The sequence below is a fragment of the Streptomyces sp. NPDC032822 genome (assembly GCF_055578825.1).
In genome coordinates, this window is the sequence record NZ_JBVIOL010000004.1 from 294,573 (window position 1) to 310,760 (window position 16,188).

The window sequence follows — 16,188 nt, forward strand, 5'->3', positions numbered from 1 at the left end:
TCATGCTCCTTGGGCATGGGACGGGGTCTCTGCGGCCGGGCTCGTAAGAGCCTGCCCCTCGGCGGCCAGTTCGGCGGAGGAGGACCCGCCCTTGCGTGTGCGCCAGGCGCCACGCAGCATTTCGTGCCACCGCGGACGCTTGCGCGGCGGAACATGGTCCACACCGCCCAGCGACCACGGATTGCACCGCAGGATGCGCCAGGCCGTGAGTGCCGTGCCCTTGATCGCACCATGCCGGTCGATGGACTGGTACCCGTAGTGGGAGCACGACGGGTAGTACTTGCACACCGGCCCGAGCAGCGGGCTGACGGTCCACTGGTACAGCTTGATCAGCGCCAGCAGCGGGTACTTCATCGCGCGCCCCCTCCCAGCAGCCGCTCCAGAGCGGCATCCAGGTCTTGGGCCAGTTGTGCATGATCGGCGTCACCCGCTCCGGGCAACGCTCGTACGACTACCAGGCTACCGGGGGGCAACGCGGCAACTCGATCGCGCATCAGGTGGCGAAGCCTGCGCTTCACCTTGTTGCGCACCACGGCACCACCCACGGCTTTGCTCACGACGAAACCCGCACGCGTCGGGGGAGCGCTCTCCCCAGGCGCGTGCGGGTCCCTGGAACCGCTACGAAGATGGACGACGAGAGTCGGGCGTCCTGCCCGACGTCCCCGTCGTACTGCGGTCGCGAAGTCCTCGCGCCGCCTCAGCCGATGCTCGGTAGGCAGCACGACGTCATGACCTGATCAGGATCAGGCGGACAGGCTGCTGCGACCCTTGCCACGGCGGTTCGCGAGAATCGCGCGACCGGCACGGGTGCGCATCCGCAGGCGGAAGCCGTGGGTCTTGGCGCGACGACGGTTGTTCGGCTGGAAGGTGCGCTTGCTCACTCGGGGGCTCCAGAAATAAATCGGGGTTTTCGGGGTGCCGTCCTGGCTGTCACCGTGCGCCCACGAGTAGCTCGCGTTACGCCCGAGTGCACCGCTGACCAATCACCCAAGTGACCTGTGCCCATCGGAGGCAGGCGGCAGCAGCCATCGACAACTCGACCTGGTTACGGTACGCGCGGCTACGCCATCCGGTCAAACCAGCGGTCACCGGGAGACACTGTCCACAGCCTGGGGACAACAACTTGAACCGCACCCGTCGCCCTGACTACCGTGGCCGGACTCCGGTTCGTTCCCTTGCCCCCCTGATTTTCGGCTCCACCCCATCTGAATCCCGACCCGTCCCGAACCACACGTTCGTGGGACCCGTGAGAGAGCGTGCCCTGTGGCTGATGTACCTGCCGATCTTGCCGCAGTGTGGCCACGAGTACTGGAGCAACTTCTCGGTGAGGGGCGAGGGCAGGGTGTCGAGGTCAAGGACGAGCACTGGATCCGGCGCTGCCAGCCGCTCGCCCTCGTGGCGGACACCGCACTGCTCGCCGTACCGAACGAATTCGCGAAGGGCGTGCTCGAAGGCCGGCTCGCCCCGGTGGTCAGCGAGACCCTGAGCCGCGAGTGCGGCCGTCCGATCCGGATCGCGATCACCGTCGACGACTCCGCCGGCGAACCCCCGGCCCCGCCCGGCCCGCCCACCCGGCCCCAGTCCCGCTACGAGGAGCCGGAGCTCCCCTCCGGCCAGTACGAGGGCTACGGCCGCCACCGCGCCGACGACCGGCCGGGCCGCCCCGAACAGCACCCCGGCCCCCAGGGCGACCACGCCCCCCGCCCGGACCAGCTGCCGACCGCCCGGCCCGCGTACCCCTCCGAGTACCAGCGCCCCGAGCCCGGCGCCTGGCCGCGCCCGCAGCAGGACGACTACGGCTGGCAGCAGCAGCGCCTCGGCTTCCCCGAGCGCGACCCGTACGCCTCACCGCAGCAGGACGGTTACGGACCGCCACAGGACTCCTACGGCCCTCCGCAGCAGGACGGCTACGGACCGCCCTCCCAGGACGCGTACGGTTCACCGCCCAAGGACGCGTATCCGCAGGACTACCGTCCGCAGTCGATGGAGCGCCCGCCGTACGACAACCAGCGGGCGGACTACGGTCGCCACCGCGCCGACGAGGACCAGCGCGACGCGCGGCGCGAGATGAACGAGTCGTCCTCCGGGTCCGGGCGCGTACACCGCGGCGGTCCCGTCGGCTCCCGTATGCCCACCGGCGGCGCCCCCGGCCCGCTGGCCGCGCAGCCCGCGCCGGCGGCCGGTCCCGGGGAGCCCACGGCCCGGCTGAACCCGAAGTACCTCTTCGACACGTTCGTCATCGGCGCCTCCAACCGCTTCGCCCACGCGGCCGCGGTGGCCGTCGCCGAGGCACCGGCGAAGGCGTACAACCCCCTCTTCATCTACGGGGAGTCGGGCCTCGGCAAGACGCACCTGCTGCACGCGATCGGGCACTACGCGCGCAGCCTCTATCCGGGCACGCGGGTGCGCTACGTGAGCTCGGAGGAGTTCACCAACGAGTTCATCAACTCCATCCGCGACGGCAAGGGCGACAGCTTCCGCAAGCGCTACCGCGAGATGGACATCCTGCTCGTCGACGACATCCAGTTCCTGGCGGACAAGGAGTCGACGCAGGAGGAGTTCTTCCACACGTTCAACACGCTCCACAACGCGAACAAGCAGATCGTGCTGTCCAGCGACCGGCCGCCCAAGCAGCTGGTGACGCTGGAGGACCGGCTGCGGAACCGTTTCGAGTGGGGACTGATCACCGACGTCCAGCCGCCCGAGCTGGAGACCCGTATCGCCATCCTTCGTAAGAAGGCGGTGCAGGAGCAGCTCAACGCCCCGCCGGAGGTACTGGAGTTCATCGCGTCCCGCATCTCGCGGAACATCCGCGAGCTGGAGGGCGCGCTGATCCGGGTGACGGCGTTCGCCTCGCTCAACCGGCAGCCCGTGGACCTGGGCCTCACGGAGATCGTCCTCAAGGACCTCATCCCCGGTGGCGACGACTCGGCCCCCGAGATCACCTCCACGGCCATCATGAGCGCGACCGCCGACTACTTCGGACTCACGGTCGAGGACCTCTGCGGCACCTCGCGCGGACGCGCGCTGGTGACGGCCCGCCAGATCGCCATGTACCTGTGCCGGGAGCTGACGGACCTCTCCCTGCCGAAGATCGGCGCGCTGTTCGGCGGCCGGGACCACACGACCGTCATGCACGCGGACCGCAAGATCCGCAATCTGATGGCCGAACGACGCTCGATCTACAACCAGGTCACCGAGCTGACGAACCGCATCAAGAACGGCTGACAGGGCCGCGGAAACGGCTCACAGAGGGCGGACGTACGCCTGCGAGGGCGCCCCGGGACGAGTTCCCGAGGGCGCCCTCGGTCGTTCCCGGGCCGCGTGCCGGACATCCACTGTTCGAATACCTGCCGCGTTACGGCCTCCCTCCACAGATTCGGCGACTTTCTTGCGTCCACATCCTGGGGACTGGGAAGTTGTCCAGATCGTGTCCACAGGCGCTCGGGCTGAGGGACCATCAGGGCAGGTCAGGTGGCTGTGGATTGGTGGACAAAAGATCTCCACAGGCTGTGGACGAAGAAATGATCCACAGGCTGTGCACCGAGTTGTCCACCGGCGGCCCACAGGTTGAGGCCGGTTGTCCCCAGCGATCTCCAGCTTCTCCACACCGCTGTCCACTGTTCGGCAACGCGACGCGCCAGATCACCGGGTCGAGTGAAAGGCGTCACACGAAGGTGCCGGGTTGGGCTGTGGGAAACGTGGGTAAAGCTGGGGACGGCGCTGGGGAGAAGTAGGCCAAGCCTGTGCACGGAGTGTGCAGAACTTTCCGTTCTCCACAGAAGTGCCCGGTTGTCCACCGCCGTCGCCCACAGGGTCGGTGGACAAAATTTCCCCTCTGAGCTGGGAAAACAGGGTTATCCACGGTTTCCACAGGCCCTACTACTACTCCCAACTAGAGAGAGCTGGGAATCCGTTTAGAAGGGGGTCCTGTGCACAACTCGCTGTCCGGCTCCCGACTGCCCCTCGTCACGACTTGACCCCGAGGGGCACCGACTGTCAGTGCGGTGCGTCAGACTGGTCCCCGGTGTCCTGCCCCTCACAGGGTTCGACGACACCGCGACAGACGACGAAGCCAGGCAGGGCGAGAAGCGCCGGCAACAGCAGGAGGCGGCAACAGTGAAGATCCGGGTGGAACGCGACGTACTCGCGGAGGCAGTGGCCTGGGCGGCACGCAGTCTCCCGGCCCGGCCTCCGGCGCCTGTCCTCGCCGGCCTTCTCCTGAAGGCCGAGGAAGGCCAGCTGAGCCTGTCCAGCTTCGACTACGAGGTCTCCGCCCGGGTCTCGGTGGACGCGGAGATCGACGAGGAGGGCACCGTCCTCGTCTCGGGCCGACTGCTCGCCGACATCTGCCGTGCGCTCCCCAACCGTCCGGTGGAGATCTCCACAGACGGTGTACGGGCCACGGTGGTCTGCGGCTCCTCCCGGTTCACGCTCCACACCCTGCCTGTGGAGGAGTACCCGGCCCTGCCGCAGATGCCGAACGCCACGGGCACGGTCCCCGGCGAGGTCTTCGCCGCCGCCGCCGCACAGGTCGCCATCGCCGCGGGCCGTGACGACACGCTGCCCGTCCTCACCGGTGTCCGCATCGAGATCGAGGGCGACACGGTGACGCTGGCGTCCACCGACCGCTACCGCTTCGCGGTCCGCGAGTTCCTGTGGAAGCCGGAGAACCCCGAGGCGTCCGCGGTGGCCCTGGTGCCCGCCAAGACGCTCCTGGACACCGCCAAGGCCCTCACAAGCGGCGACAGCGTCATCCTGGCGCTGTCCGGCGGAGGCTCCGGCGAGGGCCTGATCGGCTTCGAGGGCGCGGGACGGCGTACGACCACCCGGCTGCTGGAGGGCGACCTCCCGAAGTACCGCTCGCTGTTCCCGACGGAGTTCAACTCGATCGCCGTCATCGAGACCGCCCCCTTCGTGGAGGCCGTCAAGCGTGTGGCCCTGGTGGCCGAGCGGAACACCCCGGTGCGGCTCTCCTTCGAGCAGGGCGTGCTGATCCTGGAGGCCGGCTCCAGCGACGACGCACAGGCTGTGGAGCGGGTCGACGCCCAGCTGGAGGGCGACGACGTCTCGATCGCCTTCAACCCGACCTTCCTGCTGGACGGCCTCAGCGCCATCGACTCCCCGGTGGCCCAGCTGTCCTTCACGACGTCCACCAAGCCGGCGCTGCTCAGCGGCAAGCCGGCCCTGGACGCGGAGGCGGACGAGGCCTACAAGTACCTGATCATGCCGGTGCGACTGAGCGGCTGATCGATCCGAGACGGGTCGGCCCGGCGGGAGGCCTGGTGTGGGGCCCCCACACCAGATCGCGGTCTGTCGGCGCGGCTGAGTGGCTGATCACGCCCGTCGGAGTACTCGCAGGTCGGGGCGTACGTTTGAGCGGGTATGCCCACAGGTGTGCGCGAGCGTCCGGGTTTAGGCTCGGACGCAGGTACGGAAGTGCCGTAACGCCACGTCGCAAACCTAAGGAACACTGATGGAGCTCGGTCTCGTCGGCCTCGGCAAGATGGGCGGCAACATGCGCGAGCGGATCCGCCGTGCAGGCCACACCGTCATCGGATACGACCGCAACCCGGAACTCGCCGACGTCCACAGCCTCGCCGAGCTTGTGGGCAAGCTCAAGGGCCCGCGCGTGGTCTGGGTGATGGTCCCGGCCGGCGCCGCGACCCAGTCGACGGTCGACGAGCTCGCGGAGCTGCTGGAGCCCGGCGACGTCGTCGTGGACGGCGGCAACTCCCGCTGGACCGACGACGAGAAGCACGCCGAGGAGCTGGCCGCCAAGGGCATCGGTTTCGTCGACTGCGGCGTCTCCGGCGGCGTCTGGGGCCTGGAGAACGGCTATGCGCTGATGTACGGCGGTGACGCGGAGAACGTCGCCAAGGTGCAGCCGGTCTTCGACGCCCTCAAGCCCGAGGGCGACTCGGGCGCGGTGCACGCGGGCAAGGTCGGCGCGGGCCACTTCGCGAAGATGGTCCACAACGGCATCGAGTACGCGATGATGCAGGCCTATGCCGAGGGCTGGGAGCTCCTGGAGAAGGTCGACTCCGTGACCGACGTCAGGGAGGTCTTCCGCTCCTGGCAGGAGGGCACGGTCATCCGTTCCTGGCTCCTCGACCTCGCGGTGAACGCGCTGGACGAGGACGAGCACCTGGACCGCCTGAAGGGCTTCGCCCAGGACTCCGGCGAGGGCCGCTGGACCGTGGAGGCCGCCATCGACAACGCCGTGCCGCTGCCCGCGATCACGGCCTCGCTCTTCGCGCGGTTCGCGTCGCGCCAGGAGGACTCGCCGCAGATGAAGATGGTCGCCGCGCTGCGCAACCAGTTCGGTGGCCACGCGGTCGAGAAGAAGTAATCCACAGGGCTGCTAGGCAGTCCACAAGCTGGGGGAGGTCGGCGCACGACCATGCACGTCACGCATCTGTCACTGGCCGACTTCCGTTCGTACGCCCGGGTCGAGGTTCCGCTCGACCCGGGCGTCACCGCCTTCGTCGGCCCGAACGGGCAGGGCAAGACGAACCTGGTCGAGGCGGTCGGCTATCTCGCCAGTCTCGGCAGCCACCGCGTTTCCTCGGACGCTCCCCTGGTCCGCGTGGGCGCCGACCGTGCGGTGATCCGGGCGCAGGTCAGACAGGGTGAGCGGCAGCAGTTGGTGGAGCTGGAGCTGAACCCCGGCCGGGCCAACCGCGCCCGCATCAACAGGTCCTCGCAGGTCAGGCCGAGGGACGTGCTGGGGATCGTACGGACCGTGCTGTTCGCGCCCGAGGATCTGGCGCTGGTCAAGGGGGATCCCGGGGAGCGGCGCCGCTTCCTGGACGAGCTGATCACGGCCCGCTCGCCGCGGATGGCCGGCGTGCGTTCCGACTACGAGCGGGTGCTCAAGCAGCGCAACACGCTGCTGAAGTCGGCCGCCCTCGCCCGCCGCCACGGTGGCCGGTCCATGGACCTGTCGACCCTCGATGTCTGGGACCAGCACCTCGCGGCTGTGGGCGCCGAGTTGCTCGCCCAGCGCCTCGACCTGATCGCGGCGCTCCAGCCGCTGGCCGACAAGGCGTACGAGCAACTGGCCCCCGGGGGTGGTCCGGTGGCCCTGGAGTACAAGCCGTCCGCTCCGGGCGAGGCGCACGCGCGCGAGGGCCTCCAGGAGCAGCTGATGGCCGCGCTGGCCGAGGCCCGCAAGCAGGAGATCGAGCGCGGGGTGACCCTGGTGGGGCCGCACCGGGACGAACTGCTGCTCAAGCTCGGCCAGTTGCCCGCGAAGGGCTATGCCTCGCACGGCGAGTCGTGGTCGTACGCGCTGGCGCTGCGCCTGGCCTCGTACGACCTGCTCAGGGCCGAGGGCAACGAACCGGTGCTCGTCCTGGACGACGTCTTCGCCGAGTTGGACACGCGTCGCCGGGAGCGGCTGGCCGAGCTGGTCGCGCCGGGCGAGCAGGTCCTGGTGACGGCCGCGGTGGACGACGACGTACCGCATGTCCTGGCGGGTACGCGGTACTCCGTGGCGGACGGGACGGTGGAGCGGGCATGAGCACCGAGGACGGACCGGCTCCCGAGAAGAAGCCCGAGCCCTCCGGTGTCGACCTCGCGCGCGTGGCGCTCAGGGCCGCGAAGGAGCAGGCACGCGCGCGTGGGGACGCGGTACAGCAGAAGAAGCAGGCGCGTCGCGGCGGTCTGCGCTCCGGCGCGCACGCCGACCGGCGCGACCCCATGGCGCTGGGCTCGGCGATCAACCGGCTGATCACGGATCGCGGCTGGGAGGCGCCGGCCGCGGTGGGCGGGGTGATGGGCCGCTGGCCGGAGATCGTCGGCGAGGACGTGGCCAAGCACTGCGAACCGGAGAAGTACGACGAGGACGAGCGGGTCCTGGTGGTGCGCTGCGACTCCACGGCGTGGGCGACGAATCTGCGTCTGCTCGCTCCGCAGCTGGTCGCACGCCTGAACGAGGATCTGGGACACGGCGCGGTGCAGTTGATCAAGGTGCAGGGACCCAACGGTCCCGTCCGCCGCTACGGCCCGCTGCGCGCCCCCGGAAGCACGGGACCCGGCGACACCTACGGGTGACGGACGCACCCGGAGACGGCCGCCGCGGCCCTTGAAGCGCAGCCGTCTCACGAGGTGAGCGACGTCACATTCGCAGGTCCCGGGTGATCTCTGCGCGTCGCAGCACGCGGTGGCGAATCCCGACCTGACTCCCAAGTAGCCATGGGTTGACAGCCCGAAGCGCTGAGTGCCGCTGTGAGCCTCTTTGAGCCCCGCTCCCCATATGGGGACCCGGAAGAGACCGGTTGAGGGCGGCACATGAGGACTCAGGTACCGGCAAACCCCCATCACTGTCGGCGCTACCGGTAGACTGGAAGCTAATCCCGCCCCAAACGTGGGGACCGTCCGGGACAAGCTGAGCAACGCTGATCAAGGCTCACCAACGCAACATGCCGCAGCCGCTCCGGCAACCCGCCGACGAGCCCGGCTCGTGCTGTGCCAGAAAGGGCGCTTCGTGGCCGATTCCGGCAACCCCAACGAGAACATCCCGTCCACCGAGGCTCCGGCCGGAAGCGCCGAGGCCTCAGCCACGGCATACGACGCCAGCGCCATCACCGTCCTCGAGGGTCTGGACGCGGTCCGCAAGCGACCCGGTATGTACATCGGCTCGACAGGTGAGCGTGGACTTCACCACCTTGTGCAAGAGGTCGTCGACAACTCCGTCGACGAGGCGCTGGCCGGCCACGCGGACACCATCGACGTCACGATCCTCGCCGACGGCGGTGTGCGGGTCGTCGACAACGGCCGTGGCATCCCGGTCGGCATCGTCGCTTCCGAGGGCAAGCCGGCCGTCGAGGTCGTGCTGACGGTCCTGCACGCGGGCGGCAAGTTCGGCGGTGGCGGGTACGCGGTATCCGGCGGTCTGCACGGCGTGGGTGTCTCCGTCGTGAACGCCCTGTCGACCAAGGTCTCCGTCGAGATCAAGACCGACGGCCACCGCTGGACGCAGGACTACAAGCTGGGCGTCCCCACCGCCCCGCTCGCCCAGCACGAGGCCACGGACGAACACGGCACCACGGTCACCTTCTGGGCCGACCCGGACATCTTCGAGACCACCGAGTACTCCTTCGAGACGCTCTCCCGGCGCTTCCAGGAGATGGCGTTCCTCAACAAGGGTCTGCGGATCAACCTCGCCGACGAGCGCGAGTCGGCGAAGGCCACGGCCGGGGCGGACGAGGCCGGCGAGGACGAGAAGCACGAGGTCAAGAGCGTCTCGTACCACTACGAGGGCGGCATCGTCGATTTCGTGAACCACCTCAACTCCCGCAAGGGGGAGGTGGTGCACCCGACCGTGATCGACCTTGAGGCCGAGGACAAGGACAAGAGCCTGTCCCTCGAACTCGCGATGCAGTGGAACAGCGGTTATACCGAGGGCGTCTACTCCTTCGCGAACATCATCCACACGCATGAGGGCGGTACGCACGAAGAGGGCTTCCGTGCGGCGTTGACCAACCTGATCAACAAGTACGCGCGCGAGAAGAAGCAGCTGCGTGAGAAGGACGACAACCTCACCGGTGACGACGTCCGCGAGGGTCTGACGGCGATCATCTCGGTGAAGCTGAGCGAGCCGCAGTTCGAGGGCCAGACCAAGACCAAGCTGGGCAACACCGAGGTGAAGACCTTCGTCCAGAAGGTCGTCTACGAGCACCTGAACGACTGGCTGGACCGCAACCCGGTCGAGGCGGCGGACATCGTCCGCAAGGGCATCCAGGCGGCCACCGCGCGCGTGGCGGCCCGTAAGGCGCGTGACCTGACGCGTCGCAAGGGGCTCCTGGAGACGGCGTCCCTGCCGGGCAAGCTCTCCGACTGCCAGTCGAACGACCCCGTCAAGTGCGAGATCTTCATTGTCGAGGGTGACTCCGCCGGCGGTTCGGCCAAGTCGGGCCGCAACCCGGAGTACCAGGCGATCCTCCCGATCCGCGGCAAGATCCTGAACGTGGAGAAGTCCAGGATCGACAAGATCCTGCAGAACCAGGAGATCCAGGCGCTGATCTCGGCCTTCGGTACCGGGGTCCACGAGGACTTCGACATCGAGAAGCTCCGCTATCACAAGATCATCCTGATGGCGGACGCCGACGTCGACGGCCAGCACATCAACACCCTGCTGCTGACCTTCCTGTTCCGCTTCATGCGGCCGCTGGTCGAGGCCGGGCACGTGTTCCTGTCCCGTCCCCCGCTCTACAAGATCAAGTGGGGCCGGGAGGACATCGAGTACGCGTACTCCGACCGCGAGCGCGACGCGCTGATCGAGATGGGCCGCCAGCGCGGCAAGCGCATCCGCGAGGACTCGATCCAGCGCTTCAAGGGTCTCGGCGAGATGAACGCCGAGGAACTGCGCATCACGACCATGGACCAGGAGCACCGCGTCCTCGGCCAGGTCACCCTCGACGACGCGGCCCAGGCCGACGACCTGTTCTCGGTCCTCATGGGCGAGGACGTCGAGGCGCGCCGCCAGTTCATCCAGCGCAATGCCAAGGACGTCCGCTTCCTCGACATCTGAGTCGGTCTCAGCTGACCGCACCAGGAAGGATCTTCACCAGCAATGGCCGACGAGAACACTCCACTGACGCCTGAAGAGGGCGGCGAGGTCATCCAGCGTGTCGAGCCCGTCGGGCTTGAGACGGAGATGCAGCGCTCGTACCTCGACTACGCGATGTCCGTCATCGTCTCGCGTGCGCTGCCCGACGTCCGGGACGGTCTCAAGCCCGTCCACCGCCGCGTGCTGTACGCCATGTACGACGGCGGCTACCGGCCCGAGAAGGGCTTCTACAAGTGCGCCCGTGTCGTCGGCGACGTCATGGGCAACTACCACCCGCACGGCGACTCCTCGATCTACGACGCGCTGGTCCGCCTCGCGCAGCCGTGGTCGATGCGGATGCCGCTGGTGGACTCCAACGGCAACTTCGGTTCTCCCGGCAACGACCCGGCCGCCGCCATGCGGTACACCGAGTGCAAGATGATGCCGCTGTCCATGGAGATGGTCCGTGACATCGACGAGGAGACCGTCGACTTCACGGACAACTACGACGGCCGCTCCCAGGAGCCGACCGTCCTGCCGGCCCGCTTCCCGAACCTGCTGATCAACGGTTCGGCCGGTATCGCGGTCGGCATGGCCACCAACATCCCGCCGCACAACCTGCGCGAGGTCGCGTCCGGCGCCCAGTGGTACCTGGAGAACCCGGAGGCCTCGCACGAGGAGCTCCTGGACGCGCTGGTCGCCCGCATCAAGGGCCCCGACTTCCCGACCGGCGCCCTGGTGGTGGGCCGCAAGGGCATCGAGGAGGCCTACCGCACGGGCCGCGGCTCGATCACCATGCGCGCGGTCGTCGAGGTCGAGGAGATCCAGAACCGCCAGTGCCTGGTGGTCACGGAACTGCCCTACCAGACCAACCCCGACAACCTCGCGCAGAAGATCGCCGACCTGGTGAAGGACGGCAAGATCGGCGGCATCGCGGACGTCCGGGACGAGACCAGCTCCCGCACGGGTCAGCGTCTGGTCATCGTGCTCAAGAGGGACGCGGTCGCCAAGGTCGTACTGAACAACCTCTACAAGCACACCGACCTGCAGTCGAACTTCGGCGCCAACATGCTGGCGCTGGTCGACGGGGTCCCGCGCACGCTGTCGCTCGACGCGTTCATCCGCCACTGGGTGACGCACCAGATCGAGGTCATCGTCCGGCGCACGAAGTTCCGGCTGCGCAAGGCCGAGGAGCGGGCGCACATCCTGCGCGGCCTGCTGAAGGCCCTGGACGCCATCGACGAGGTCATCGCGCTGATCCGGCGCAGCGACACCGTCGACATCGCTCGCACGGGCCTGATGGAGCTCCTGGAGATCGACGAGATCCAGGCGAACGCCATCCTTGAGATGCAGCTGCGGCGACTGGCCGCCCTGGAGCGCCAGAAGATCATCCAGGAGCACGACGAACTCCAGGCGAAGATCACCGAGTACAACGAGATCCTCGCCTCGCCGGTCCGGCAGCGCGGCATCGTCAGCGCGGAACTCGCCGCGATCGTCGAGAAGTACGGCGACGACCGCAAGACCATGCTGGTGCCCTACGACGGCGACATGTCCATGGAGGACCTGATCGCCGAGGACGACATCGTCGTCACGGTCACGCGCGGCGGGTACATCAAGCGCACCAAGGCCGACGACTACCGCGCCCAGAAGCGGGGCGGCAAGGGCGTACGCGGGGCGAAGCTCAAGGAAGACGACATTGTCGACCACTTCTTCGTCTCCACCACGCACCACTGGCTGCTGTTCTTCACCAACAAGGGCCGGGTCTACCGGGCGAAGGCGTACGAGCTGCCCGACGCCGGGCGGGACGCGCGTGGACAGCACGTCGCCAACCTGCTGGCCTTCCAGCCGGACGAGGCGATCGCCCAGATCCTTGCGATCCGCACCTACGAGGTGACGCCGTACCTGGTGCTCGCCACCAAGGGCGGCCTGGTGAAGAAGACGCCTCTGAAGGATTACGATTCGCCGCGTTCCGGCGGTGTCATCGCGATCAACCTCCGTGAGACGGAGGACGGTTCGGACGACGAACTGATCGGAGCCGAACTCGTTTCGTCCGAGGACGATCTGCTCCTGATCAGCAAGAAGGCACAGTCGATCAGGTTCACCGCCACGGATGACGCACTGCGTCCCATGGGCCGCGCCACCTCGGGCGTCAAGGGCATGAGCTTCCGCGAGGGCGACCAACTGCTCTCGATGAATGTTGTTCGACCCGGTACGTTCGTGTTCACTGCTACAGACGGTGGGTACGCGAAGCGGACCGCCGTCGACGAGTACCGCGTCCAGGGTCGCGGCGGCCTCGGCATCAAGGCCGCCAAGATCGTCGAGGATCGTGGATCGCTCGTCGGTGCGCTGGTGGTCGAGGGGACCGACGAGATCCTCGCCATCACACTGTCGGGCGGTGTGATTCGTACGCGAGTCAACGGAGTCAGGGAGACGGGCCGTGACACCATGGGCGTCCAACTGATCAACCTGGGCAAGCGCGATGCCGTGGTCGGCATCGCACGTAACGCCGAGGCGGGACGCGAGGCGGAGGAGGTCGACGGCGACGATGCCGTCGACGAGACCGCCGAAGGTACCGCGACCACCGGCACGGACGAGGGTGAGGCACCCTCGGCCGAGTAGCACGAGGAGTGAGTCATCGTGAGTGGAGCCACGGGCGCCGGTTCGGTCGGTACCTCGACCGGTACGTCTGCCGGTAAGGGAACGGACGGCGGCGGCCGTGGCTCCGCCACGAACGCGACAGAGTCGAAGGCCGCGGATCCGAAGGCCACAGACTCGAACGCGACAGATTCGCACACGACGGGCGCGGGCACGACAGACCCGCACACGACCAATCTGCAGGCGATCAAGTCCCCCGCGACCGACTCGTCCTCGCCCGACACGCATGGATCCCAGGGGGGAACTGTGACGGACACCCGAGGTCCGCAGGCCCAGCGGTCCGCCGCCGGCGCGGCCCAGGCCACGGCCGCTCCGGGCGCCCAGCCTCAGCCGCAGGCCAAGCCGACGCCGCCCGAGGCGACCTCCCCGCTGCCCGGTGAGCGGCAGTCGCAGCAGCAGGCCGGGCCCTACCACCCGCCGCAGGCCTACCCCGCGCAGCCCGCCCCGCCGGGTGTCGTACGCCGGCCGCGCACCGGCGCGCGCACCACGCCCCGCACCCGCAAGGCCCGCCTGCGGGTCGCCAAGGCCGATCCCTGGTCCGTGATGAAGGTCAGCTTCCTGCTCTCCATCGCGCTGGGCCTCTGCACGATCGTCGCGTCCGCCGTGCTGTGGATGGTCATGGACGCGATGGGCGTCTTCTCGACGGTCGGCGGCACGATCTCGGAGGCCACCGGCTCGAACGAGTCGAACGGCTTCGACCTCCAGTCGTTCCTGTCCCTCCCGAACGTCCTGACGTTCACGACGATCATCGCGGTCATCGACGTCGTCCTCGCGACGGCCCTCGCGACGCTCGGCGCGTTCATCTACAACCTGTCCGCGGGCTTCGTCGGTGGCGTCGAGCTGACGCTGGCCGAGGACGAGTGAGCGGGCCGTCACACCCCTCCCGGCGCTCTCCGGATACCGATTTTGGGACTGCCCGCGTCGTGCGCTAATCTTCAGGAGTCAGCGCGCGGGACACACTCCGCAGAGCGCGGCGGGGCTATAGCTCAGTTGGTTAGAGCGCATCCCTGATAAGGATGAGGCCACAGGTTCAAATCCTGTTAGCCCCACCAGCACGAAGACCCTCAACCAGTCATGGTTGGGGGTTTTTGGCGTCTACGGCCGACATCGGCTGCCGGTGTCGGTTGCCGATTGTCGTTCATATTCGATCTGCATGTAGATGTAGATTCAGCAAGCGGCAAGACGGGTGAGTCCGTTGTGCTTCAGGAAGTGCGTGCGCGGGACCTGCTTGCACCTGTGGTCGGGTTGGTCGATGCTCGCGGACGTGACCAAGAATCCTCCCCTGTCCGGCGGGCTCGACTCCCACGAAGTCTTCGCCCCTGAGGGTGGGGATCTGCCTGTTCTGCTGGAACGCCTGATTGCCGAGGCTCCGGGCAAGACGCAGAAGGATCTGGCCGAGGAAGCGGGGATCTCGTATCCGACGCTCAATGCCTGGATGAACCGGACTCGTGGAACCTCCCGTATCGACCCCGAGCGGCTGCGGGCAATGGCCGAGGTGTTCCGTCGGTGGGGCGTGAGGACCACGCCGCGTGAGTTCTTCGCGTCTGTGGGGCGACCGGTGCCCGGTCCCAGTGAGGACGAGCGGGAAGCCCAACTTCTGAGGATCTACCGTCAGTTGCCCGACCTAGGACCAACGCGCCCTGGTGGCGAACGCCGAGGCCATGCTCCAGCTCAGCCGCACTACCTGACTCCAGACCGGCGGGCCGTCTCCCGAACCTCCGGGAATGTCCTGGGGCCTCACGTGGAGCGCTGGTGGGAGTGCGATCGGTTCGGTGCTTCGGTGCTTCGGTGCTTCGGTGCTTCGGAGGGCGGTGGTGCTGCGCTGTCGCGGTGCTGCCGCCGTACGTGCGTGGAACCGTCCGGTGAGTTGACGCCGCTTGAGCTGGTGGAGTCCGCGGAAGACCGCTGGAGAGATGCCTGCCGGGTTCCGGCCTGCCGAGTGGCGGACTGTCCGGTGTCGACGTGCCTGGTGGTGGGCTGCCTGGTACCGACCTGGCGAGCGGCGACCTGCTTGGTACTGCGCTGCCTGGTACCGGGCCGCCTGGTGTCGACGTGCCTGGTGGCGGGCTGTCGGTGCGGGGTGGCAGGGGCCGTCATCGCGTGTTCGTGGCGCAGCCGGAGTCGGCCGGAGCGGTGGAACTGTCGGTGCTCGACGCGGGGTCGGCCGAGAGCGGGGAGTCCGGCGTGGCGGAGGTGTCCGTGAGGCCGTCGTGGCGGCAGGACGGTGACGAGCCGTGGGCCTCGGCGCGGATGCGCTGCTTCATCGTGGGTGGCAGTGCCTTGGCCAAGGACTCGGACCAGGGCGATGCCGCCGGCATCGTCAGCGACAGGGCGCCGCTGTTGCGGGCCGGCTGCGCCTGCGGTACCGCGGCGGCTGCGGTGGTCGTGATGAGTCCGAGCGTCGTGCAGAGGGCGAGCAGGGCGGTGACGAGGGCGGTCCACAGATTCATGACCCGGTTACCGGTCATCGTTCCTCACTTTCGGGTGGGTGGATTTGCGTACTTTCCTCATGATGTGTATGCGGCGCTCGAAGTGAGGGACCGACGCCCATGGATTGTCGTTCTTCTGATGAACACCACCCAGATGGGGGCAAGGAGCCTCAAAAGCTGTGAAGAGCGGATAAGGAAGGGCAAAGTGACTGCCCGTCGAGGTGTGATCACCCTCCGATCGGATCCGCTCGTTCCACATCTAATGCGGTGTTCCGCACGGCAGTTGAGGGTCCGACTCAGGTCACCGATCGGTCTCGGTCGGTGTGTATAGTCGGGCGCCAGAGGTCCCCTACGTCAAGGAAAGACGAGGTCGCGCGGTGAAGAAGCTTCTCCTGGTCGCACTGGCCGCCATCGGCGGGCTCCTCGTGTACCGCCAGATCCAGGCGGATCGCGCCGAGCAGGACCTGTGGACGGAGGCGACTGACTCCGTGCCCACGGGTTCTTGAGTACCGAGATCCGATTCTGAGCAGACCCCGGCCGCCTCGCGGT

At 68.0% G+C, this 16,188-nt stretch carries 14 protein-coding genes and 1 tRNA gene; 11 read left to right on the plus strand and 4 right to left on the minus strand.

The genetic code is table 11. From position 1 onward, the window contains the following. From yidD to rpmH, 3 genes are read right to left on the minus strand one after another with little or no spacing between them, the layout of a single operon-like run. Positions 1 to 354, minus strand: coding sequence for a membrane protein insertion efficiency factor YidD (gene yidD / locus ACZ5VD_RS13825; RefSeq protein WP_468682321.1), 354 nt, complete (start codon positions 352 to 354; stop codon positions 1 to 3). After that, positions 351 to 722, minus strand: coding sequence for a ribonuclease P protein component (rnpA, locus tag ACZ5VD_RS13830; RefSeq protein ID WP_468550059.1), 372 nt, complete (start codon positions 720 to 722; stop codon positions 351 to 353). The genes yidD and rnpA overlap by 4 nt, the downstream gene beginning before the upstream one ends. A 21-nt stretch (positions 723 to 743) precedes the next feature. Beyond that, entirely contained in the window at positions 744 to 881 is a 138-nt protein-coding gene (rpmH, locus tag ACZ5VD_RS13835; RefSeq protein ID WP_003967884.1) for a 50S ribosomal protein L34, read from the minus strand. Between the two features lie 382 nt (positions 882 to 1,263). Here rpmH and dnaA point away from each other — a divergent pair, with 382 nt between their 5' ends. From dnaA to ACZ5VD_RS13885, 10 genes are all read left to right on the plus strand, one after another. Further along, positions 1,264 to 3,228, plus strand: a complete 1,965-nt coding sequence (dnaA, locus tag ACZ5VD_RS13840) for a chromosomal replication initiator protein DnaA (RefSeq protein ID WP_468550058.1) — start codon at positions 1,264 to 1,266, stop codon at positions 3,226 to 3,228. A gap of 891 nt (positions 3,229 to 4,119) precedes the next feature. Beyond that, positions 4,120 to 5,250, plus strand: a complete 1,131-nt coding sequence (gene dnaN / locus ACZ5VD_RS13845) for a DNA polymerase III subunit beta (protein ID WP_468550321.1) — start codon at positions 4,120 to 4,122, stop codon at positions 5,248 to 5,250. Between the two features lie 226 nt (positions 5,251 to 5,476). Further along, complete coding sequence (gene gnd / locus ACZ5VD_RS13850) at positions 5,477 to 6,352, plus strand: phosphogluconate dehydrogenase (NAD(+)-dependent, decarboxylating) (RefSeq protein ID WP_468550057.1); 876 nt, start codon at positions 5,477 to 5,479, stop codon at positions 6,350 to 6,352. 51 nt (positions 6,353 to 6,403) lie between these two features. After that, positions 6,404 to 7,525, plus strand: coding sequence for a DNA replication/repair protein RecF (gene recF / locus ACZ5VD_RS13855; protein WP_468550056.1), 1,122 nt, complete (start codon positions 6,404 to 6,406; stop codon positions 7,523 to 7,525). Next, on the plus strand, positions 7,522 to 8,058 hold the full coding sequence (locus ACZ5VD_RS13860) for a DciA family protein (protein ID WP_468550055.1): 537 nt from the start codon (positions 7,522 to 7,524) through the stop codon (positions 8,056 to 8,058). The genes recF and ACZ5VD_RS13860 overlap by 4 nt, the downstream gene beginning before the upstream one ends. Positions 8,059 to 8,491: 433 nt before the next feature. Next, entirely contained in the window at positions 8,492 to 10,537 is a 2,046-nt protein-coding gene (gene gyrB / locus ACZ5VD_RS13865) for a DNA topoisomerase (ATP-hydrolyzing) subunit B (RefSeq protein ID WP_468550054.1), read from the plus strand. A 42-nt stretch (positions 10,538 to 10,579) separates the two neighbouring features. Then, the gene (gene gyrA / locus ACZ5VD_RS13870) at positions 10,580 to 13,174 is read left to right on the plus strand and encodes a DNA gyrase subunit A (protein WP_468550053.1); all 2,595 of its coding nucleotides are present in this window, start codon (positions 10,580 to 10,582) and stop codon (positions 13,172 to 13,174) included. An 18-nt stretch (positions 13,175 to 13,192) separates the two neighbouring features. Then, positions 13,193 to 14,074, plus strand: coding sequence for a DUF3566 domain-containing protein (locus ACZ5VD_RS13875; RefSeq protein WP_468682322.1), 882 nt, complete (start codon positions 13,193 to 13,195; stop codon positions 14,072 to 14,074). Positions 14,075 to 14,185: 111 nt separating this feature from the next. Further along, a tRNA-Ile gene (locus ACZ5VD_RS13880) sits at positions 14,186 to 14,262 on the plus strand. 200 nt (positions 14,263 to 14,462) lie between these two features. Continuing rightward, a complete protein-coding gene (locus ACZ5VD_RS13885; protein ID WP_468682323.1) occupies positions 14,463 to 15,413 on the plus strand; it encodes a helix-turn-helix domain-containing protein in 951 nt (316 codons plus the stop codon). On the opposite strand, the gene ACZ5VD_RS13890 is transcribed toward ACZ5VD_RS13885, so the two are convergent. After that, entirely contained in the window at positions 15,304 to 15,678 is a 375-nt protein-coding gene (locus ACZ5VD_RS13890; RefSeq protein ID WP_468682324.1) for a DUF6344 domain-containing protein, read from the minus strand. The two genes, ACZ5VD_RS13885 and ACZ5VD_RS13890, sit on opposite strands and share 110 nt — an antisense overlap. Before the next feature lie 338 nt (positions 15,679 to 16,016). Here ACZ5VD_RS13890 and ACZ5VD_RS13895 point away from each other — a divergent pair, with 338 nt between their 5' ends. Then, positions 16,017 to 16,145, plus strand: coding sequence for a DLW-39 family protein (locus ACZ5VD_RS13895; protein WP_003999697.1), 129 nt, complete (start codon positions 16,017 to 16,019; stop codon positions 16,143 to 16,145). Positions 16,146 to 16,188: the final 43 nt, after the last annotated feature.